At 74.9% G+C, this 20,499-nt stretch carries 16 protein-coding genes; 8 read left to right on the forward strand and 8 right to left on the reverse strand.

What is annotated here, in order from left to right; all coding sequences use genetic code 11:
• Positions 1–24: 24 nt before the first annotated feature.
• On the forward strand, positions 25–1,578 hold the full coding sequence (locus tag B5D80_RS16255) for a fused MFS/spermidine synthase (protein ID WP_088644729.1): 1,554 nt from the start codon (positions 25–27) through the stop codon (positions 1,576–1,578).
• Between the two features lie 71 nt (positions 1,579–1,649).
• Entirely contained in the window at positions 1,650–3,311 is a 1,662-nt protein-coding gene (locus B5D80_RS16260; RefSeq protein ID WP_088644730.1) for a serine/threonine-protein kinase, read from the forward strand.
• A gap of 150 nt (positions 3,312–3,461) precedes the next feature.
• On the opposite strand, the gene B5D80_RS16265 is transcribed toward B5D80_RS16260, so the two are convergent.
• A complete protein-coding gene (locus B5D80_RS16265) occupies positions 3,462–4,130 on the reverse strand; it encodes a potassium channel family protein (protein ID WP_088644731.1) in 669 nt (222 codons plus the stop codon).
• Positions 4,120–5,454, reverse strand: a complete 1,335-nt coding sequence (locus B5D80_RS16270) for a TrkH family potassium uptake protein (RefSeq protein WP_088644732.1) — start codon at positions 5,452–5,454, stop codon at positions 4,120–4,122. The genes B5D80_RS16265 and B5D80_RS16270 overlap by 11 nt, the downstream gene beginning before the upstream one ends.
• A gap of 193 nt (positions 5,455–5,647) precedes the next feature.
• Between B5D80_RS16270 and B5D80_RS16275 the strand changes: the two genes are divergently transcribed.
• Both B5D80_RS16275 and coaD read left to right on the forward strand, forming a co-directional pair.
• Positions 5,648–6,826 carry a glycerophosphodiester phosphodiesterase gene (locus B5D80_RS16275; RefSeq protein WP_088644733.1) on the forward strand — a complete coding sequence of 393 codons (1,179 nt, stop codon included), beginning with the start codon at positions 5,648–5,650 and terminating at the stop codon, positions 6,824–6,826.
• Between the two features lie 79 nt (positions 6,827–6,905).
• Positions 6,906–7,364, forward strand: a complete 459-nt coding sequence (gene coaD, locus B5D80_RS16280; protein ID WP_088644734.1) for a pantetheine-phosphate adenylyltransferase — start codon at positions 6,906–6,908, stop codon at positions 7,362–7,364.
• A gap of 194 nt (positions 7,365–7,558) precedes the next feature.
• Here the strand turns inward: coaD and B5D80_RS16285 are convergent, their stop codons facing one another.
• Entirely contained in the window at positions 7,559–7,762 is a 204-nt protein-coding gene (locus tag B5D80_RS16285; RefSeq protein WP_088644735.1) for a hypothetical protein, read from the reverse strand.
• A gap of 209 nt (positions 7,763–7,971) precedes the next feature.
• Between B5D80_RS16285 and B5D80_RS16290 the strand changes: the two genes are divergently transcribed.
• Together B5D80_RS16290 and B5D80_RS16295 are read left to right on the forward strand one after the other, a co-directional pair.
• On the forward strand, positions 7,972–10,233 hold the full coding sequence (locus tag B5D80_RS16290; RefSeq protein WP_088644736.1) for a RecQ family ATP-dependent DNA helicase: 2,262 nt from the start codon (positions 7,972–7,974) through the stop codon (positions 10,231–10,233).
• A gap of 247 nt (positions 10,234–10,480) precedes the next feature.
• The gene (locus tag B5D80_RS16295) at positions 10,481–11,647 is read left to right on the forward strand and encodes a hypothetical protein (RefSeq protein ID WP_245854643.1); all 1,167 of its coding nucleotides are present in this window, start codon (positions 10,481–10,483) and stop codon (positions 11,645–11,647) included.
• A 76-nt stretch (positions 11,648–11,723) separates the two neighbouring features.
• Here B5D80_RS16295 and B5D80_RS16300 read toward each other — a convergent pair whose 3' ends face one another.
• Positions 11,724–12,140 carry a helix-turn-helix domain-containing protein gene (locus tag B5D80_RS16300; RefSeq protein WP_088644737.1) on the reverse strand — a complete coding sequence of 139 codons (417 nt, stop codon included), beginning with the start codon at positions 12,138–12,140 and terminating at the stop codon, positions 11,724–11,726.
• A gap of 241 nt (positions 12,141–12,381) precedes the next feature.
• On the opposite strand from B5D80_RS16300, the gene B5D80_RS16305 reads away from it, so the two are divergent.
• A complete protein-coding gene (locus tag B5D80_RS16305) occupies positions 12,382–12,822 on the forward strand; it encodes a hypothetical protein (RefSeq protein WP_088644738.1) in 441 nt (146 codons plus the stop codon).
• A gap of 7 nt (positions 12,823–12,829) precedes the next feature.
• Here B5D80_RS16305 and B5D80_RS16310 read toward each other — a convergent pair whose 3' ends face one another.
• From B5D80_RS16310 to B5D80_RS16325, 4 genes are all read right to left on the reverse strand, one after another.
• On the reverse strand, positions 12,830–14,029 hold the full coding sequence (locus B5D80_RS16310) for a class I SAM-dependent methyltransferase (RefSeq protein WP_088644739.1): 1,200 nt from the start codon (positions 14,027–14,029) through the stop codon (positions 12,830–12,832).
• A 229-nt stretch (positions 14,030–14,258) separates the two neighbouring features.
• Positions 14,259–15,977: a DEAD/DEAH box helicase gene (locus B5D80_RS16315; RefSeq protein ID WP_088644740.1), complete on the reverse strand. Its 1,719-nt coding sequence runs from the start codon at positions 15,975–15,977 to the stop codon at positions 14,259–14,261.
• A gap of 294 nt (positions 15,978–16,271) precedes the next feature.
• Entirely contained in the window at positions 16,272–16,499 is a 228-nt protein-coding gene (locus B5D80_RS16320; protein WP_088644741.1) for a DUF3107 domain-containing protein, read from the reverse strand.
• Between the two features lie 65 nt (positions 16,500–16,564).
• Positions 16,565–17,203: a TetR/AcrR family transcriptional regulator gene (locus B5D80_RS16325; protein ID WP_088644742.1), complete on the reverse strand. Its 639-nt coding sequence runs from the start codon at positions 17,201–17,203 to the stop codon at positions 16,565–16,567.
• 149 nt (positions 17,204–17,352) lie between these two features.
• Here B5D80_RS16325 and B5D80_RS16330 point away from each other — a divergent pair, with 149 nt between their 5' ends.
• The gene (locus B5D80_RS16330; protein ID WP_245854645.1) at positions 17,353–20,499 is read left to right on the forward strand and encodes a hypothetical protein; all 3,147 of its coding nucleotides are present in this window, start codon (positions 17,353–17,355) and stop codon (positions 20,497–20,499) included.

The raw sequence follows: 20,499 nt of genomic DNA on the forward strand, positions 1-20,499 counted from the left end.
GGAACGGGACGTAGCATCGCGACGGTGAGCAGCTCATCGTCCGACGTCGTGACCGTTCCGACGCCTTCCGCGCCGACGCCCTCCCGGGCCCTGCCCAACGGGCTCGCCGCGTTCCTGGTCTTCTTCGCAAGCGGCGCGGTGCTGGTGCTGGAGACGGTCTCGTTGCGCCTGGTCGGCCCGTACGTCGGGGTGACCCTCCAGGTGACCAGCTCGGTGATCGGCATCGCGCTGGCGGCCATCGCGTACGGGGCGTGGACGGGCGGCTGGCTGGCCGACCGGCGGGACCCGCGCGGGCTGCTCGCCCCGGCGCTGATCCTCGCCGGCATCGCCGCCGCGGTCACCCTGCCGGTGGTCCGGTACGCCGGTGAGCTGCTGCGCGGCGGTGCGGTCAGCGGCATCCTGCTGCTCACCGCGTTGGCCGTGTTCGTGCCGGCGGCGCTGCTGTCGGCGGTCACCCCGCTGGTGGTGAAGCTGCAACTGTCCGACCTGCGGCGTACCGGGCAGGTGGTCGGCCGGCTGTCCGGCATCGGCACCCTCGGCGGCATCACCGCCACCCTGGTCACCGGGTTCGTGCTGGTGGCGGCGCTGCCCAGCACGGTCATCCTGATCGGGCTGGCGGCGGCGCTCGGCGTGGCCGGGCTGGCGCTCGGGGTCTACCTGCGCCGGCAGGAGGCCGGCGGGCTGCCCGGCCCGACCCGGGCGAAGGCCACCCTGGCGGTGCTCGGGCTGGTCGCGGCGGGGCTGAGCGCGGTCGCGCCGAATCCGTGCGACGTGGAGACCGCCTACCACTGCGCCCGGGTGGAACGCGATCCGGACCGGGCCGGTGGGCGCACCCTCTACCTCAACTCGGCCCAGCACTCGTACGTCGACCTGGACGACCCGACGCACCTGGAGTACGAGTACACCCAGTGGATCGGGGCGGTCGCCGACGTGCTCGCCCCGAAGGGTCAGCGGCTGGACGCGCTGCACCTGGGCGGGGGCGGGTTCACCATGCCCCGCTACCTGAGCGCCACCCGGCCGGGCACCGACAACGTGGTCTTCGAGATCGACGGTGAGCTGGTCGACCTGGACCGGCGGGAGTTGGGCGTCCGGACCGGGCCGGGGCTGCGGGCCGAGGTGGGCGACGCCCGGATGCTGGTCGGCGGCGAGCCGTCCGACAGCCGGGACCTGATCGTCGGTGACGCCTTCGGGCACCTGGTGGTGCCGTGGCACCTGGCCACCCGGGAGATGGCGGCGGAGGTCGACCGGGTGCTCCGCCCCGGCGGCATCTACGTGCAGAACGTCATCGACTACCCGCCGGGCCGGTTCATCCGCTCGGAGTTGGCGACCGTGGCCGCCGAGTTCAGGCACCTGGCGCTGGTCGCGCCGCCGGAGGCGATCGCCGGGCGGCAGGGCAGCAACTTCCTCATCGTCGCCTCGGACGCCCCGCTGCCGCTGGAGGCGCTGCGGACCCGGCTGGGCACGGTGGCGAAGATCCCCGACATGCTCGCCGGCAGCGAGGTGACCCGGTTCGTCGACGGCGCGCTGGTGTTGACCGACGACTACGCCCCGGTGGACCAACTCCTCGCGACCGCCTGATCGGGTGACTTTCCTGACCGATTACGACCATCGAGGTGTAGGACGGGCCGTCCCGGGCAACTCGGTCGACCATGGGTGCAGGAGTCCGGAACGCCGCCCAGCTCCTCGGTGAGCGGTACCGGCTGATCGAGCAGCTCGGCGCGGGCGGCATGTCCGTGGTGTGGCGCGGCTACGACCAGGTGCTCGGCCGTCAGGTCGCGGTGAAGGTGCTCGCCTCGCGGCTGGCCAGCGACCGGGCGTTCCGGCACCGGATCAGGATCGAGGCGCAGGCCGCCGCCCGGCTCTGCCACCCCAACATCACCAACGTGTACGACTACGGCGAGTCCGAGCAGGTCGGGCTGACCGTGCCGTACGTGGTGATGGAGCTGGTGGACGGCGGCCCGCTCACCGCGCGGCTCGGCCGCGACGGGCAGCTTCCCTGGCGGGAGGCGGTGACCATCGGCGCCGAGGTGACCTCGGCGTTGGCCACCGCGCACGCCCGGGGGGTGGTGCACCGGGACGTGACCCCGGGCAACGTCATGCTGACCGCGACCGGGGTGAAGGTCGTCGACTTCGGCATCTCGGCGCTGGTGGGGGAGAGCGAGAAGGGGCCGGACGGCGCACTGCTCGGCACCCCCGCCTACCTCGCCCCGGAACGCCTCGACAACGGCCAGGTCTCCCCGGCCACCGACGTGTACGCCGTCGGGCTGCTGCTCTACCGGATGCTCACCGGGCGGCTGCCCTGGCAGGCCAGCACCACCACGCAGATGCTGCGGGCGCACATGTACCACGACCCGGAGCCGATGCCCCCGGTACGCGGGCTCCCCGACGAGGTGGTCGAGCTGGTCGGCCGCTGCCTGGCCAAGCGGCCCGAGGACCGGCCGGCGACGGCCGAGGTGGCCCGTACCCTCGCCGGGGCGGCCGGGATGGTCGCGGCGGTGCCCGTCTCGCCGGCACCCGGGCGGGGTGATCCGGCCCTGCTCGCCAACGCCGGCACCACGATCCTGCCCTGGTCGGCCGACACCGACGCGTTGCCCTTCTCGGGCCGTACCCGCACCCGCCGGGCCGCCGCCCGCCGCCGGCGGATCGAGGCCGGGGTGGCCGCCGCGAGCCTGGTGGCCGTCACCGCGGCCATCTGGGGGGTGACCTCGCGCAGCCCGGCCAGCGGCGGCGTCGACCGGCCCACCGAGGCCCGGATGGGGCTGCCCGAGACGATTCCGTGCGAGGTCGAGTACGCGCTGCGCAGCGACTCCGGTAGGGACTTCGCCGCCCAGGTCACACTTACCAACACCGGTCCCCGGGAGCTGCGGGACTGGACGATGAGCTTCGCGTTCCCCGGTCAGCAGACCGTCACCACGACCACCCCCGGGATACGCCAGGAGGGACGCCTGGTGCGGGTCACCCCGGCGGCCGGGAAGGCCGCGCTGGCCCCGGGCGCGTCGGAGAAGGTCGCGCTGACCGGCCGGTACACCGGGGGCAACCCGCTGCCGCTGGCGTTCACCGTCGGCGAGTCGAGCTGCGGGGTACGGGTCTCCGGGGTGGCCGGCAGCGCGCCCGTGGTGAAGCCCCCGGCGGCGAAGAAACCGGCGGCCAAGCAGCCGGCGGCCAAGAAACCGGCGAAGTCGTCAGGCAAGGGCGGTTCCGGCGCGGCCGGGCCGGCGAAGCCCAAACCGAAGGCCGAGAAGCCCGCCAAGGGGCCCGGCCCGGCGGCGGGCAAGGGGCCGGGTGGGGCACCGGGAAAAGCGGGAAAGTGACCGGGAAGGGAGGCAAGGGCGCAGGTGGCGGTCCCGGCAAGGGGCCCCGGGGCTGAGGCCGGACGCCGGCTCCCGGCGGTGGTCGGGCGTGCCGGCCCCGTCGTGGCTGGCGGGGGCCGCGGTCGCCGGGTCGGCGTGCGGGCGGCGCGGTCAGCGTAGGGCCGCGAACCGCTGCACCTGGGCGATCCCGCCCTCCACGATCAGGATGCTGCCCGGCCCGAGCACGGTGTCCGGGTCGGCGTACCGGAAGCGTTCCCCGGCCGGTTTCGCGCCGACCACCAGCACCCCGTAGCGTTCCTGCACGGCCAGGTCCCGCAGCCGGTGACCGACCAGCGGCGGCGGAACCGGCACCTTGGCGATGGCGAAGTCGTCGCCGAACTCCATGAAGTCGAGCATCCGGCTGACGATCAGGTGGGCCACCCGTTCCCCGGTCTCCGCCTCGGGGAAGACCACGTGGTGGGCACCGACCGAGGCCAGGATCTTGGCATGCTTGCGGGACGTCGCCCGCGCCCAGATCTGCGGTACGCCCACCTCGGTCAGCGCCAGCACGGTGAGCACGCTGGCCTCCACCGAGGCGCCGATGGCGACCACCACCCGGGTGAAGTCGCCGATGCCGAGCTGCCGCAGCGCCTGTTCCTCGGTGGCGTCGGCCTGCACCACCCGGTCCAGCGACACCGACCAGCGCTGCACCCGGTCGGGGTCACGGTCGACGGCGAGCACCCGGTGGTCGAGCCGGGTCAACGCCCCGGCCAGGTGGCAGCCGAACCGACCCAGCCCGATCACGGCGATGTCGCCGCCGCCCTCGTCCCTAGCCGACAACGGGTTGCTCCTTCGGGTAGCGGTACAGCCGGCGTCGGGTGTTCAACGCGATCGCCGAGCCGAGGGTGAGCGGGCCGATCCGGCCGATGTACATCAGCACGGTCAGCACCAGTTCCCCCGACGCGGGCAGGTGCGGGGTGAGCCCGACGGTGAGCCCGGCGGTGCTGAACGCCGAGGTCACCTCGAACAGCGTCGCGTTGAACCGGACGTCGGTGGTGAGCACGGTCAGGCCGAGCGTGCCGGCGGTCACCAGCGCGACGCTGAGCAGCGCCACCGTCAACGCCTGGCGTTGGCTGGCCACCGCGATCCGGCGGCGGCCCACGGTGACGTCCGGTTCGCCGCGCAGCTCCGCCCAGATGACGAAACCGAGCAGGAAGAACGTGGAGACCTTGATCCCACCGGCGGTGCTGGCGCTGCCGCCGCCGATGAACATCAGGGCGATGAGCAGGGGGTAGCTCTCCTCGCGGAGCGCCGCCACGCCGATCACGTCGAATCCACCGGTACGGCTGAGCGCGATCTGGGTGAACGTGGCGAGCAGCTTGTCCGGGGTGTCGTAGGTGCCGATGGTGAACGGGTTGTCCCACTCGGTGGCGAGCAGCCCGACGAACCCCACCGCCACCAGCACCACGCTGCCCCAGACGGTCAGTTTGGTGGCCACCGCCCAGCGGCCCGGCCGGCGACGCTGACGGAACGCCTCGAACAGCGCGGGGAAGCCCAGCCCGCCGACGATCGCGCCGAACGCCAGCGGCAGCGACACCCACGGGTCCCGGGCGAAGCCGACCAGGCCGTCGGTGTAGAGGGTGAAGCCGCCGTTGTTGAACGCCTGGATCGAGTGGAACGTCCCCGACCACAGCGCCCGGCCCGGGGAGTAGTCGTAGGCGAGCCGGAGCCGGGCGGTCACCACCGCGGTCATCACCAGCTCGCAGCCGAACACCGTGCCGGCGATGCGCAGCAGCAGGCGGCGCAGGTCGGCGAAGCCGTACTCGGCGGTCTCGGCCTGCACCAGCAGCCGGTTGCGCAGTCCGAGCTGCCTGGTGACCGCGAGGCTGACCAGGGCCGCGCCGGTGAGGATGCCCAGCCCGCCGACCTGGGTGAGCACGGTGATCATCACCAGTCCGAACCCGTTCCAGTAGTTCGGGGTGTCGGTGACCGCCATGCCGGTGACCGAGACCGCCGAGGTGGCGGTGAACAGCGCGGTGACCAGCGGGGTGTGCCGGTGCGCGCTGGTGGCCCAGGGCAGCATCAGCAGGCCGGTGCCGATCGCGATCGCCACCAGGAAACCGAACGGCACCAGCCGGACGGGGTGACGAAGGAACCGGCGCACCAGACAATCCTGTCGATTCCGGCGGGACCGGGTCGGTGAATCGCGTATCCCGGGCGGGTCCCGGTCTCCCCGCAGGGTTCACCTGGCGGCCAGTCGGCGACCAACTGGCGGTCAGCCGCGCCCGGTCTGCTGTGAGCGCCCGTTGGGGCGTACCGGCGCTCGGCCGGGTGCCCATACGACCAAGGAGACCGCGTTGCGACGTACCCTTTCCGCTCTCGGCGTGGCCGGCGCGCTGCTCGCCGTGGCCGTCGCCGTCCCGGTGGCCGCCCCCGGCGCCGCCTCGGCCCGCGAGGACGACGCGGACCGCGCCGACCGGGCCGCCCACCGGCCCCTGGTGATCGCCCACCGGGGGGCCAGCGGCTACCGCCCGGAACACACCCTGGAGGCGTACCGGCTGGCGATCCGGATGGGCGCCGACTACATCGAGCCCGACCTGGTCTCGACCCGGGACCGGGTGCTGGTCGCCCGGCACGAGAACGAGATCTCGGGTACGACCGACGTGGCGGCCCGCCCGGAGTTCGCCGGCCGCAAGGCCACCAAGACCATCGACGGGGTGCCGGTCACCGGCTGGTTCACCGAGGACTTCACCCTGGCCGAGCTGAAGACGCTGCGGGCCAAGGAGCGGCTGCCGCAGGTACGGGTGGCGAACACCGCGTTCGACGGCCGGTTCGCGGTGCCCACCTTCCAGGAGGTGCTGGACCTGGCCCGCGCCGAGTCGAAGGCGCGGGGCCGCACCATCGGCGTCTACCCGGAGACCAAGCACCCCACCTACTTCGCCTCGATCGGGCTGCCGCTGGAGGAGCCGCTGGTCACGGTGCTGCGCCGCAACAAGCTGACCCACCGCGACGACCCGGTCTTCATCCAGTCCTTCGAGACCGCCAACCTGCGCACGCTCGACCGCATGATCGACGTGCCGCTGGTCCAGCTCCTCGACGCCACCGGCCGGCCGTACGACTTCACCGCCGCCGGTGACCCCCGCACCTACCAGGACCTGGCCACCGCCGCCGGCCTGCGCGGCATCGCCAGGTACGCCGACGGGGTCGGGCTCAACAAGAACCTGATCGTCCCCCGGGACACCACCGGCCGGCTGCTCGCCCCGACCACGGTGGTCCGCGACGCACACCGGCACAAGCTGCTGGTGCACGCCTGGACGTTCCGCGCCGAGAACCAGTTCCTCCCGGTCGACTTCCGGATCGGTGCCGACCCGAACGCCCGCGGCGACATCACCGCCGAGTACGAACTCTTCCTCGGTCTCGGCCTGGACGGCGTCTTCGCCGACCAGCCGGACACCGCAGTCGCCGCCCGCGCCGGCCTGCCACCCGCTGACCGGCCGGTCGATCCGCGCTTGATCCGCGCACTGTCGCCGAGGTAGCGGTGTCCCCTCGCCCGGACACCGCTACCTCGGCCCACGGGAGTCGATCGAGACGGCGGCCGGCACCTACAGTCGGGGTATGGGCGTCGACGGGTTGCCACCGGCAGGAAACTCCGGTCGGGTACGTGCCGTCTACCCCGGCAGCTTCGACCCCTTCACCCCCGGGCACCTGGACGTGGTGGGCCGGGCCCGCGCCCTCTTCGACGAGGTGGTCGTGCTCGTCGCGGTCAACGGCAGCAAGCATCCGGGCGTCGACGAGGAACAACGGGCCGCCGCCGTCCGGGCGGGCCTGCCGGCGGGATGGACCTCCGTCACCGTCGCCGCCTGGCGCGGATTGACCGCCGCGTACTGCCTCCGCCACGGGGCGGGAGTGATCGTCCGGGGCGTGCGGAACACCACCGACCTCCAGACCGAGTGCCGGCTCGCCGCGATGAACCAGTCGCTGGGCGTCCCCACGGTCTTCCTGCCCGCCCAGCCCGAACTGGCGGCGATGTCGTCGACCGTCGTACGCACGCTCGGGAAGCCGCTGCCGCGATAGCCCGGCTCACCGGGCGGTCAGGCGCTTGATCCGCGCTATGTCGCCGATGTTGCGGTATTCCTTCGCCCGGACACCGCAACATCGGCCCAAGAGGGGGTGGAGGTACCCGGGGTCTCGGGCGGGTGGGCGCGGCGACCGGGGTCGGGACGTGGATCGGTCGCCGCCGACGCGACGGCGTGCCGCCGGAAGTCCGGTCACAGACTCCCACCCCCGGTGCTGCGGAGGTTGCTGCCGTCCGTCGGGTTCCGGTGGTCGTCCAGACGGCGGCGGGCCTGCTCCGATGCCGCCAGGTCACGTACCTGCCGGTCCCCGTCGGTCACCGGCCGGCGGCCACGACGCCACCATGCCACGGCTGCGAGAACCACGAGTACGACGACGAGGACGATGAGCCAACGCATCTCTACCTCCAGCGGGTGAGGGCTCCACCACCCAGAGTGGACCCCCAGGTCAAGGACCACCCCCGAGGGGCGGCAGTCCCTCACGCCTGTCGCCCGGTCGCCCCGGTGATCAAGAGATTTGCGTCACCCTGCGCGCGGATCATGACGTAAACCTCTTGATCAACCGCGTGGGAGGTCGGGGTGTCCGGCCGGGGTGGTAGGAATGCCGGATGAGTGGGGAACGGGCGGCGGTGCGGGAACGGGCCGAGGAGGTGCTGCGGCGGCTGGCCGGCGCGCACGCCCGGCTGCGGGAGGACCAGTGGCGGGCCATCGAGGCGCTGGTGGTGGACCGGCGGCGGGTGCTCTGCGTGCAACGCACCGGGTGGGGCAAGTCGGCTGTCTACTTCGTGGCCACCGCCCTGCTGCGCGAACGCGGCGAGCACGGGCCGACGGTCATCGTCTCCCCGCTGCTGGCGTTGATGCGCAACCAGGTGGAGGCGGCGGCCCGCGCCGGCATCCGGGCCCGCACCATCAACTCCGCCAACCTCGACGAGTGGGACGAGATCACCGCCGAAATCCACGCCGGCACGGTGGACGTGCTGCTGATCAGCCCCGAGCGGCTCAACAACCCCGACTTCCGGGACGCCGTCCTGCCGAGGCTGGCCGCCACCACCGGGCTGCTGGTGGTCGACGAGGCGCACTGCGTCTCCGACTGGGGGCACGACTTCCGACCCGACTACCGCCGGCTGCGCACCTTTTTGGGCAACCTGCCGGAGCGGACCCCGGTGCTCGCCACCACCGCCACCGCCAACGAGCGGGTGACCCGGGACGTCGCCGAACAACTCGGCACCGAACCCACCCCGCCCCCCACCGACCGCGCCGTGTCGCCCCCGGGGCCTCGCGCCGACGGCAACGCACCGACCGCCGATCCTGCCGCACCGACCGCCGATCCTGCCGCGTCACCCGCCGACGCCGGTGGACGGCGGGCCGACGTGCTGGTGCTGCGGGGCACCCTGGACCGGGAGTCGCTGCGGCTCGGCGTGCTCGACCTGCCCAGCCCGGCACACCGGCTGGCCTGGCTCGCCGATTACCTGGACGCGCTGCCCGGCTCGGGGATCATCTACACGCTCACCGTGGCGGCGGCCACCGAGACCGCCGAGTTCCTGCGCGGGCGCGGCTGGTCGGTGGCCTCGTACACCGGCCAGGCCGAGGACGCCGACCGCCGCGCCGCCGAGCAGGACCTGCTCGACAACAAGATCAAGGCGCTGGTGGCGACCAGTGCGCTCGGGATGGGGTTCGACAAGCCCGACCTCGGCTTCGTGGTGCACCTGGGTGCGCCGCCCTCACCGATCGCCTACTACCAGCAGGTCGGCCGTGCCGGTCGGGCCGTCGAACACGCCGAGGTGCTGCTGCTGCCCGGCGTCGAGGACGCCGCGATCTGGCGTTACTTCGCCTCGCTCGCCTTCCCGCCGGAGGAGCAGGTACGTGCCGTGCTGGCCGCCCTGCACACCGACCGGCCGCTCTCCACCCAGGCCCTGGAACCCCTCGTCGACCTGCGCCGGACCCGCCTCGAACTGATGCTCAAGGTGCTCGACGTCGACGGCGCGGTCCGCCGGGTGCGCGGGGGCTGGCTCGCCACCGGCGAACCCTGGACCTACGACGAGGCCCGGTTGCGCCGCGTCGCCGAGGCCCGCACCGCCGAGCAGCAGGCCATGCGCGAGTACGCCGCGACGCCCGGCTGCCGGATGCGGTACCTGCGGGACTGCCTCGACGACACCGGGGCGGACGACTGCGGCCGGTGTGACCGCTGTGCCGCGCCCCTGTTCACCGCCGACGTGTCGGGCCCCGCGCTGACCGCCGCGCAGACCTTCCTCGGCCGCCCCGGGGTGCAGATCGCCCCCAAGAAGCTCTGGCCGACCGGCCTCGACGCGGTCGGCGTACCGCTGAAGGGGCGGATTCCGCCGACGGAGCAGGCGCTGGCCGGTCGGGCCGTGGGGCGGCTGTCCGACCTGGGCTGGGGTGGCCGGCTGCGTGGCCTGGTCGGCCCCGGCACAGCCGACGGCCCGGTGTCCGACGACGTGGCGGCGGCCGTGGTGGAGGTGCTGAAAGCGTGGGCCCACGGCGACGACCCGTGGCCGCGCCGCCCGGCCGGGGTGGTCGCGGTCGGCTCCCGTAGCCACCCGACCCTGGTCGCGTCGCTCGCCGAGCGGATCGCCACGGTCGGTCGGCTGCCGCTGCTCGGCCTGGTCACCCCCACCGGCCCGGCCGGGGTCGGCGGGCCGCGCGGCAACAGCGCCCAGCGGGTACGCGCCCTGCACGACGCCTTCACCGTCACCGACGAGCTTGCCGGCGCGCTGGCCGGGCTGGACGGCCCGGTGCTGCTCGTCGACGATCTGGTCGACTCCGGCTGGACGATGACGATGGCGGCCCGCCTGCTGCGCCGGGCCGGCGCCCCCGACGTCCTCCCGCTCGCCCTCGCCGTCGCCGGCTGACTGCCCCGGCCCGGGGCGATGGTGGCGGTGCGCGGCTCCGCCGAGCCGTCGACCACCGGCCGATCCGGCTCGGGGCTGCAAGCGGCCACCCCGACGCAGCCGGCAGCCGGTGGGTCGATCCGGGTCGCGGACCTACCGGCGGTCGACGGGGCGGGCGGAAAAGTTCCCCGACCGGCCGTGATGCGACCGCCGCCACGGTGTCCGGCCGTCGCTCCGGTGCCGGCGGGGTCGACGGTACGGTGGGCGGATGGCCGACCAGCGATCCGTCACCCGGCCCGCCGGCCCGGCAGGCGGTGGCGGGCCGGCCACCGACCAGGACACCCCGGAACCGGTGGACCGGGGCACCGACATGGGCGTCGCGCACCCGGCCGACCGGCAGGGCCGGGACGGCGACGCGGGGATCGCGCAACCGGCGGACCGGCAGGAACCCGGCGGCGTGGAACCCGGCGGATGGACGCTGTCCGCAGACGGGACCGCAGCCGGGGACGGGGCGTCGACGGTCGGGCCGGACCGGGCCACGCTGCGGCTGGCGCTGGTGGTGGGCGGTCTGGTGCTGGCCGTCCTGCTCGGCTTCGGGCTCGGCCGGGCCAACGGGCGGCCGACCGAGCGTACGGCGGCGACCGCCGCGACCGCCGCCGGCGACCACACCCACGCTCCGGGCACCGGCGCGCACCAGCACGACGGCACCGGCGGGGACCCCTCCGGCGACGCCGCCACCGGCCTGTCCGTCAGCTCAGGCGGTTACACGCTGGTCCCGTCGGGCGGGGAGTTCACCGCCGGGCGGGTCGGTGAACTGCGGTTCCAGATCCGCGACGCGCAGCGCCGCCCGGTCACCCGGTTCGCGATCGTGCACGACAAGCCGATGCACCTGGTGGTGGTACGCCGCGACCTCACCGGATTCCAGCACCTGCACCCGACGATGGCCGCCGACGGCACCTGGTCGATCCCGCTGACCCTGCCGCAGCCGGGCGTCTGGCGGGCGTACACGGATTTCACGGCGGTCGCCGACGACGGCCGGCAGACCCCGGCGACGCTGGGCGTGGACCTGGTCGCCCCGGGGGAGTACGCGCCCCGCCCGCTGCCCGCCCCGGCCACCCGGGCCACGGTCGACGGGTTCACCGTCGGCTACGAGGGCACCCCGCAGGTGGGCGCAGCCGTACCGCTGCGGTTCACGGTCCGGGACCCGGCGGGACGACCCGCCGCCCTGGAGCGCTACCTCGGCGCGTACGGGCATCTGGTCGCCCTGCGCGACGGGGACCTGGGCTACCTGCACGTGCACCCGGGCCCCGGGCCGGCCACCGACACGGTGACGTTCTGGCTGACCGCGCCCGGCCCCGGCAGCTACCGGATGTACCTGGACTTCCAGGTGGCGGGTGTGGTGCGCACCGCCGAGTTCACCCTGACCGTCCGCTGACCCCGCCCGGCCCGACCCGGGCCGGGGTGCGACCCGGGCCCACCGGACGGCGGCGGGTCGGGACCGGTGGAGCGGGTCAGCCGGCGCGGCGGACCGGACGGCGGGCCAGGTAGCGCAGCAGGTCGCGGATGTGGTGCTTCTCCTCGGCGGGCACCGCCGGATCGGCCAGCCGGTCGAGGATCACCCGGACGTCCGCCTCCACCGGCCCGTCGTCGGCGCGGCGGCGGGGGGTGGGCCCCGAGTCGGGCAGGCCGAGCGCCCGGAAGGCCGCCGCGACCGGCAGGTCCAGGGCGGCGCAGAAACCGCGCACCTTGGCCAGTTCGGGGTAGTCCTGCCAGTCACCGGCGAGCCAACGGAAGACGGTGGACCGACCGACACCGGTGTGGGCAGCGAGGTCGCTCACCGTCCAACCCCGCTCGTCACGGGCGTCGTCGATGGCCCGTCGCACGAAGCGGGCGAACGCCATCTGGGGTGAAACCTCTGTCGAACCCATGCCTGGAGATCGTCCTCTTCGGGTGGGAGCCGGGGTGTCCGGTACGCCCTCCGAGGGTAGTACGACGACGGTCCGGTGCAATTCCCCGTACCGGTCGTCCGAAGGCCCGTACGACGTCCATTCGGGGTGACGGCGCAGGTCGTGGCCGGTTCCGCCGCCGGTCGTGACACAGCGTCAGTTGCCGTAGGTCAATCGAACTAGGCGGGTCCGTCCACCCGTCGTGCATCCGGTGAGGAGCAGCATGGCCGAGCCCGACGACCGTCCGGTGCCGCACCGCCCGGGTGCGGTCAGCCTCTTCTTCGTGGTCAAGGCGGCCGTGTTCGCCCTGGGTTTCTGGAGCTGGCTGCTGGTGCTGGTGTTCACCGGTGACGCGGTGACCGGGGCGCACGTGCTGGCCGCCGCCGGTGCCGTCACCACCACCCTGGTGGGGGTGCTGCTCGGCGTCCGGCTGGCCCTGCAACGCAGCGCCGCCGTCCGGCACGCCGAACTCAAACGGCTCCTGGTCGACATCTCCTGGAACGCGTTCACCGCCGCCGGCAACGCCGAGCTGTCCGGCACGGTGGTGCCGTTCCCCACCGCGTCCGGTGACGACGAGCGGGGGCCGCGTGAGCGGATCTCCTCGATCGTCGACCGGGGGCCGGGGGAACGCCCCGGCGGCCGCAGCGGCGACCGGCGGCGCTGAGCCCGGCTCAGTGCGGCGCGGTGGCCGGTCCGTCGGCGCCGTCGCCCCGCACGGCGTCCCCGGTCGGGTCGGCCAGCAGCGTGGCCAGGCGGGGGGTCACCTGCCACTGGTCGACCAGTTGCCGGTACTCGGCCGCCTGCTGGTCACCGCCGCCCGTGCCGGTCCGGCGGGCCCGGATCAGCAGGTTCCGGGGGGTGTGCCGGGAGTCGACGAACTCGACCACCTCGGCCCGGTAGCCGTGCGACCGCAGCAGGCCGGCCCGCAGCGCGTCGGTGAGCACGTCGGCGAAGCGTTCCCGCAGGATGCCCTGCCGGGTCAGCAGCTCGTACGGCGTCGGGGCCGGCCGGGCGCGCAGCTGCGCCGCCAGGTCGTGGTGGCAGCACGGTGCGGCGAGGATCCACCGCGCGTTCCAGCGCACCGCGCGGGCCAGCGCCTCGTCGGTGGCGGTGTCGCAGGCGTGCAGGGCGAGCACCAGGTCGGGGGCGGGTTCCACCACCGCGTCGGCGATGGTGCCGGCCACGAAGGAGACCCGGTCTGCCCAGCCGAGCCGCTCGGCCAGTTCGCTGTTGCGCTGCCGCTGGTCCTCCCGCACGTCCACCCCGACCAGTTCCACGTCGAGCCCGCGGGCGGTCAGGTAGCGGTGGGCGGCGAAGGTCAGGTAGGCGTTGCCGCAGCCCAGGTCGACCACGCGTAGCCGCCCGGTGAGATCGTCGGGCAGGGTGGCGGCCAGCGCCCGCAGGAAGGCGTCCACCTGCCGGCGCTTGGCGGCGCTGCCGCCGATCTCGGCGAAGATCGGGTCACCCGGGTCGAGCAGGTACTCCTTGGCCCGGTCGTGACCGTCCGCCGGGGCGGCCGGCCGGCTGGCCGCCGCCCGGTGCACCTGCGCCTCGCCGGACTTGGTCACCCGGAGCTGGAGGGTCGCCCCGGCGGTCTCCACGTGCCAGTTGCCGAAGGGCTCGGCGAGCAGCGCGTCGACCGCCGCGTCGGCCTCCGCGCCCGGCGACACGTTCCGGGTGTACGGCCGCGCGCCGTCGGACGTGGAGATCTGCAACCGGGGGCCGGCCTTGAGGGCGACCGGGCGGAGTTCGGCGCGTACCACCGTGGGGCGTCGGCCCCGGCGTCGGCCGGCGGCGACGGCACGGGTCAGGGCGGGGTCGAGCAGCAACGCCCGGACCTCGGTCAGGGCGGCGTCCAACGGTTCCGGCATTGCTCCATCATCCTTTCCCACCCGGCCCTCGCCGCTCCCGGCCCGCCCCGGCAGGGACGTCGGCCACCGGCGTATGCCGCCTCCGGGCGCGCTCCGGCAGGGGTGCAGGGCCCGGCGACTCACGCTGCCTTGATAGGGCGTGGGGCCGGCGGGGCGAGGTGTCCACCGGCGCAGACGGGACATCCCCCGGACCGTCGGACGGCCGGGGGATGTCGTCGGTGCTGTCGGGTCAGTCGGCGGTGGCCTCGGCGGGCGCGTCCGCGCCGGAGCCGCCACCACCGCGCCGCCGGCGGCGGCGACGCGGCCGGCCCGGCTCACCCTCGGTGGCCGACCCGGCGGCGACGGCGGGCTCGCCGGTCGGGCCGGCGGCGGTGCCGGTCGACCCGCCGGTGGTCACCGTGCCCGGCTCGCCCCCGACCACCTCGCCGGCCCGGCGACGACGCCGGCTGCGGGGGGTACGGGTGCCTTCCTCGGCGGTCTCCACGGGCGTTCCGGCGGCGTCCGGCGCGTCGGAGTCGGGGCGACCCCGACGCCGGTCACCGCGTCCGCCGCCCCGTCCGCTGCTCTCGCCGCGTCCCCGGCCCTCGCCGCGCCGGCCACCCCGGCCACCGCTCTCGCCCCGGCGGGACCGCCCGCCCAGGTCCTCCTCGACCTCGGCGGAGAGCCCGGCCCGGGTCCGCTCGGCGGTCGGCAGGGTGCCGGTCATCTCGGGCGAGATGTCCAGGTCGGTGTAGAGGTGCGGGGAGGTGTGGTAGGTCTCCGGCGGCTCGGGCATGTCGAGGCCGAGCGTCTTGTCGATGATCCGCCACCGGGGCATGTCGTCCCAGTCGACGAAGGTGACCGCGACCCCGGTCGCCCCGGCCCGGCCGGTACGACCGATCCGGTGGGTGTAGGTGTCCTGGTCTTCGGGGCAGTCGTAGTTGATGACGTGGGTGACGCCGCTGACGTCGATGCCCCGGGCGGCCACGTCGGTGGCGACCAGGGTGTCGATCTTGCCGGCCCGGAACGCACGCAGCGCCCGTTCCCGCGCGCCCTGACCCAGGTCGCCGTGCACCGCGGCCACCGCGAAGCCCCGGAAGTCGAGGTCCTCGGCGACCCGGTCGGCGGCCCGCTTGGTACGGGTGAAGATCATGGTCAGCCCGCGCCCCTCGGCCTGGAGGATCCGCGCCACGATCTCGATCTTGTTCATCGAGTGGGTGCGGTAGGCCAGCTGCTGGGTCTGCGGGGACGGGCCGGTCTCTGCGGTGTGCCCGGCGTGGATCGTCACCGGCCGGCGCAGGAACCGCCGGGAGAGGGTGACGATCGGGTCCGGCATGGTCGCCGAGAAGAGCATGGTCTGCCGGTCCTCCGGCAGCATCGCCAGGATCTTCTCGACGTCGTCGAGGAAGCCCAGGTCGAGCATCCGGTCGGCCTCGTCGAGCACCAGCGCGCGGACCCGGTCCAGCCGCAGGTGCTTCTGCTTCTGCAGGTCCATCAGCCGGCCCGGGGTGCCGACCAGGATCTCCACGCCCTTGCGCAGCGCGTCGATCTGCGGCTCGTACGCCACCCCGCCGTAGATCGGCAGCACCCGGACGCCCCGGGTACGGCCGGCGGCGGCGAGGTCCTTGGCGACCTGGATGCCCAGCTCGCGGGTCGGCACGACGACCAGGGCCTGCGGCACGCCGTCGCTGCCCTCGGCCGGGGCGAAGACCCGCTCCAGCAGCGGAACGCCGAAACCGAGGGTCTTGCCGGTGCCGGTGGGGGCCTGGCCGATCAGGTCGGTGCCGCGCAGGGCGATCGGCAGCGCGTACTCCTGGATCGCGAAGGCGCGGGTGATGCCCGCCGCGGCCAGGGCCTCGACGGTCTCGGGCCGCGCGCCGAGTGCGGCGAACGTGGGGGCCTCCGGGCGGACCGGGGCGGTGGGGGCCAGCTCCTGGCCCTCCAGTTGGTCGAGAATCTGTTCGCTCATCTGGATCTGGGGGTGCCCTCTCGTGGTGCGCCCCGTGGTGTCCTCAGGGCGCGGTCGGTATGGCGTGGGCCGCGCGATCGACGGCGGAGAATCGCCGTGTCAGACCGGGCCGCACGCGCGCCGTGGGCAGGACTTCGATCAGATCGGCGCCCACGGCAACTACCTCATCCTACCCGAGCGGGTGGGTACACGCCCCTGACCTGGATGGCCGGCTTTTCGGCAGGGGTGAAAAATGTGACCCGCGTCACCGGGTCGCCCTGCGGCGGGCCGTGCCCGCCGCAGGGTCGGACCGGTTCAGCGAACGGTGAAACCGACCGCGCGGGCGGACGCCTCGGCGATCTCGACGTAGGCGACCTTGGTGACCGGCACGATGACCCGTCGACCCTTCTCGTCGGTCAGGGAGAGCGTCCCCTCCGCCTTGGCGAAGGCGTCGGTCACGATCTGCTCGATCTCGGCCGGCGACTGCGCGCTCTCCAGAACCAGCTCGCGCGGCGCGTACTGCACGCCGATCTTGACCTCCACTGTGCCTCCTCAGGTGGGCGAGATAGCCGCCGATCGGAAGGCTATCCGATCTCGGGGCCGGATGTTCAGGCCGACTCACCCTGGAGCGGGAAGCTCGCGATGCCCCGCCAGGACAGCGCCGCGACCAGCGCCTCGGCCTCGGCCTTCGGCACCTGCCGACCGCCGGCCAGCCAGAACTGGGCGGCGGTCTCGGCCGCGCCGACCAGGCCGGAGGCGAGCAGTTCGGCGTGCGCCCGACTGACCCCGGTGTCCGAGATGATGGTGTCGGTGATCGCCGCGATGCAGCCCTGTTCCACCCGTTCGACCCGCTGCCGCACGGCCGGGTCGTTGCGCAGGTCGGATTCGAAGACGAGCCGGAACGCCTCGCTCTCGTGGTCGACGAAGTCGAAGTACGCCTGCACCGACGCGCCGACCCGCTCCTTGTTGTCGTTGGTACCGCGCATCGCGTCGTGCACCTTGGCGACGATGGCGTCACAGTGCGTGTCGAGCAGCGCCAGGTACAGATCCATCTTTCCCGGGAAGTGCTGGTACAGCACCGGCTTGGAAACCCCGGCCCGCTCGGCGATGTCGTCCATCGCGGCGGCGTGGTACCCCTGCGCCACGAACACCTCCTGAGCCGCCGCGAGTAGCTGCTTACGGCGTGCCGAACGGGGCAGCCGGGTGGGCCGGCCGGCAGTCTGCGCACCGTTCCCCACAGCGGTCATGGGAACCTCCGAGTTTCGTCATTCCAGCCGGCACTTTTACCCCGTACCGGTCAGGGCACTCACCCCGGCCCCGGAATTGGCCCGCCGCTGTAACTTATCGCCACTGTCACCACACGGTAGCCTCAGCGGGGGCGACCAAGGAGCGCGCGGTGAGTGAAACAGGGCAACCCGGTGCCGCCACCCCGGGAGAGCACGGCGACGGGACGGGTCAGCAGGACGACCTGGCCCGTTCCGCCAGTGGGTGGGCACCTACGACCGGGTGGTCCGGCGGCGGCGACGCCCCGGGTTACCGGGAGGCCGGGTCGCCGTGGAACCGACCCGACCCCGCCGGGGGTTGGGGCGGCCAGCCGGCACGGCACGGTGATCTACCTGCGCCGTTCGCCACCCCGTCGACCGACGAGGAGGCCCCCCGTAACGGTCGGGCCCACCGCAATGGTCACGACTCGGCACCGGATTTCCCGGCCCCGCTGCGTCGCCCGGTGAGCGCCCCGCCCGGCGGGCCGGGCCACCCCACCGGCGATCCCCGGGTCACCGACGGTGACCGGCTCGTCGTGCCGGCCCCCCGGCCGGTGCCCCCGACCGAACGGCCGGACCCGGAGGCCGCCCGGCACGCCTCCGACGACCCCGCCGCGCCCCGCTGGCCCGCAGGCGACCTGCCCACTTCGGCCCCACCCGCGGTGCAGGTCCCCCCGGTGGGCACCGCCGCCTCCGGCTTCGAGGTACCCCCCGGCTTCCACGCCCCCGAGCGGGCCGGGGCCGGCCCCGGCGACGACCCCCGCGACCGCTTCCCCGGGCCGGACGCGCCCCGCGGGACCGACCGCCCCGAACCCACCGCCGACACCGGGCCGCCCGGAACGGACCCCCGGGGCACCGGTGCGCGCGGTGCCGGGGAGCCGACGCCCGGCGACCGCCGGGCGACCGCCGGGCCGGACGAGCCGGACTGGTCCGGACCGAGCTGGAACCGGCCGAGCTGGGGCGGGACCTGGGCACCCTCCTGGTCCCGGGACGAGGAACCACCCGCCGGCCGACGGACCCGCGCCGAACGCGCGGCGGAGTGGTCGGCCGAGGCCGCCCGCCCGTACGAGCCGGTGCGCGCCGAGCCGGCCCGGCCGTACCAGCCGGTGCGCGCCGAGCCCGCCCGGCCGTACGAGCCGGTGCGCTCCGAGGTGCCCCGCCCGTACGAGCTGACCAGGACCGAACCGGCCACCCCGCCGGCCCTGCCGGAGCCCACCGTCGAGCGTTCCGGGCGGGAACGGCCGGCCGCCGAGCGGGTCGCCCCGGGGCGTCCCGGTGTCGACCACCCCGAGCGCGCCTGGTCCGGGCACACCGGGGAACACCCCGTACCGGACCGCGACGAGCGCGCCGACCGGGCTGAGCGGCACGAGCCCACCGACCGCTCCGAGCGCGACCGGCCCGGTCCGGACTGGTCCGAGCGGAGCACCCGCCCGGAGCGGGACTGGTCCGACCCCGCCGGGCGGGACTGGTCCGAGCGGTCCGGTCGGGACTGGTCCGACCCGGCCGGGCGGAACTGGTCCGGTCCCGGCGAGCGGGACCGGTCGCCGGCCGAGCCGCCCGCGCCGCAGCGGCCGCACCCCGCCGACCGGCCCGGCTGGTCGACGGGGAGACCCGCCGAGGCGCCCCGGGACGTGCCGGCCGGCCCGCCGCCCCTGCCCCGGGACGAGCCCGCCGGCCGGGACGAACCGGGCACCGTGCCCCTGACCCGCGACGAGCCCACCGGCCTGCGGGACGAGCGGGCCGCCACGCTGCCGGCCGCCGTCCGCGCCGACCAGCCGTTCCGGCTCCCGCGCGACGAACCGTCGCCCCGCCCGGCGACCGCCCCGGCCGGCCGCGCCGACCAGCCGTTCCGGCTCCGGTCGGTGCCCACCGAGCCGGCCGTCCCCACCGACCTGCCCGGCCACCCGCCGGAGCCCCTCCCCACCGCCGGTGCCCCCGCCACGAGCGGGCCACGCCGCCTGGACCAGATCCCCGCAGCGCCCGCCCCGACGAGCGCACCCCCCTACGCGGCCCGCCGATCCGCGCCCGACCCGCTGACCACGACCGAGCCGGTGGTGGACGGACGGAGACCGGACCGGGGCACGGCGGTGCTGCCGCAGCGCGTCCCCGCCGAACCGGACGTGCCCGTCGTGCCGGAGCCGCCAGCCGTGGAGCCCCCCGCCGAGACCCCGGAACGCGCCCGGATCGCCACCCACCTGCGCCGCGACGACGAGCCCGCCCCGCTGCGGGAACGTCCCGAGGGCTTCGACGTCAACGCGATCCTGGACGCCGTACGTGAGGTGGCCGGGGTCCGCGACGCGGCGCTGCGGCGTACCCCGGCCGGGGCGCACAGCCTGCGGCTCGACCTGTCCGACGGGGCCGACCCGGCGGAGGTGAGCCGGCTGGTGGCCCGCCTGCTCCAGGAGCGGATGGGTCTCGCCGCCGCACCGCAGAGCCTGTCCGGTGAGCCGAGCGCCGCGGTGCCGCCGCCGATGCGCCGCCGTACCGGTGAACCCCGCGTCGTCGATCCGACCGTCGGGGTGCCGACCCCGGCGACCGAGCGGCCGGCCGGTGATCCGGCCCGGTCGGCGGAGCCGCCGTCCGCCCGGCCCGGTGCGGAGCGACCGGCCGCCGGGGTACGCGCCGACGCGGCGACCGGGAGCCCGGCGCGCGACGTCGAGGACCCGCCGGCCGAGCAGTCACCGACGGTGTCCGGGGTGCCCCGGCGACGCCGGCAGTCGACCCCGCACCGGGGACGCGCCAGCGTGGAGGAGACCCTGCCGGGTGCGCTGCCGCCGACCGGCAGCCCGGCGACGCTCAACGCGTCGTACTCGGGCGGGCAGATGACCACGACGGAGACCGCGCCCTCGCGACCGCTGGACACCGGCGGCGTGCCGGGGCCCCGGGTGGTCATCGACCACGTCCAGGTGAGCACCTTCGGCCTGGACGCCAACGTCGAGGTACGCCTGCTCACCGCCGGTGAGCCGGCCGCCGGGCACGCCACCGGGCCGGCCGTGGACGGGTACGTCCTGCGGCTGTGCGCGGTGGCCGCCGCCGCTGCCGTCGACGAGTTGCTGCGGCACGCCGAGCGCACCGCCGAACGGGGGCGGTGCTTCGTCGAGCACGCGGCCGTGGTGCCGTTCGGCAGCTGCGAGGTGGCGACGGTGGTGGTGCTGCTGGTCTGCGACGGCTGGGTGGAGCAGTTGGCCGGGTCGGCGCTGGTCTCCGGTGACCCGCGCCAGGCGGTGGTGCGGGCGACCCTGGCGGCGGTCAACCGTCGGCTGGAAGCGTTGCTCGCCTGA

The sequence above is a fragment of the Micromonospora wenchangensis genome, from assembly GCF_002210435.1.
In the GTDB taxonomy this organism is placed as follows: domain Bacteria; phylum Actinomycetota; class Actinomycetes; order Mycobacteriales; family Micromonosporaceae; genus Micromonospora; species Micromonospora wenchangensis.

What these genes read in the sequence shown, in the direction of transcription:
- B5D80_RS16260 (WP_088644730.1), top strand. Translation starts at nt 1,650, where the DNA reads ATGGGTGCAGGAGTCCGGAACGCCGCCCAGCTCCTCGGTGAGCGGTAC.
- coaD (WP_088644734.1), top strand. Translation starts at nt 6,906, where the DNA reads ATGGGCGTCGACGGGTTGCCACCGGCAGGAAACTCCGGTCGGGTACGT.
- B5D80_RS16285 (WP_088644735.1), bottom strand. Translation starts at nt 7,762, where the DNA reads ATGCGTTGGCTCATCGTCCTCGTCGTCGTACTCGTGGTTCTCGCAGCC.
- B5D80_RS16290 (WP_088644736.1), top strand. Translation starts at nt 7,972, where the DNA reads ATGAGTGGGGAACGGGCGGCGGTGCGGGAACGGGCCGAGGAGGTGCTG.
- B5D80_RS16295 (WP_245854643.1), top strand. Translation starts at nt 10,481, where the DNA reads ATGGCCGACCAGCGATCCGTCACCCGGCCCGCCGGCCCGGCAGGCGGT.
- B5D80_RS16300 (WP_088644737.1), bottom strand. Translation starts at nt 12,140, where the DNA reads ATGGGTTCGACAGAGGTTTCACCCCAGATGGCGTTCGCCCGCTTCGTG.
- B5D80_RS16305 (WP_088644738.1), top strand. Translation starts at nt 12,382, where the DNA reads ATGGCCGAGCCCGACGACCGTCCGGTGCCGCACCGCCCGGGTGCGGTC.
- B5D80_RS16310 (WP_088644739.1), bottom strand. Translation starts at nt 14,029, where the DNA reads ATGCCGGAACCGTTGGACGCCGCCCTGACCGAGGTCCGGGCGTTGCTG.
- B5D80_RS16315 (WP_088644740.1), bottom strand. Translation starts at nt 15,977, where the DNA reads ATGAGCGAACAGATTCTCGACCAACTGGAGGGCCAGGAGCTGGCCCCC.
- B5D80_RS16325 (WP_088644742.1), bottom strand. Translation starts at nt 17,203, where the DNA reads ATGACCGCTGTGGGGAACGGTGCGCAGACTGCCGGCCGGCCCACCCGG.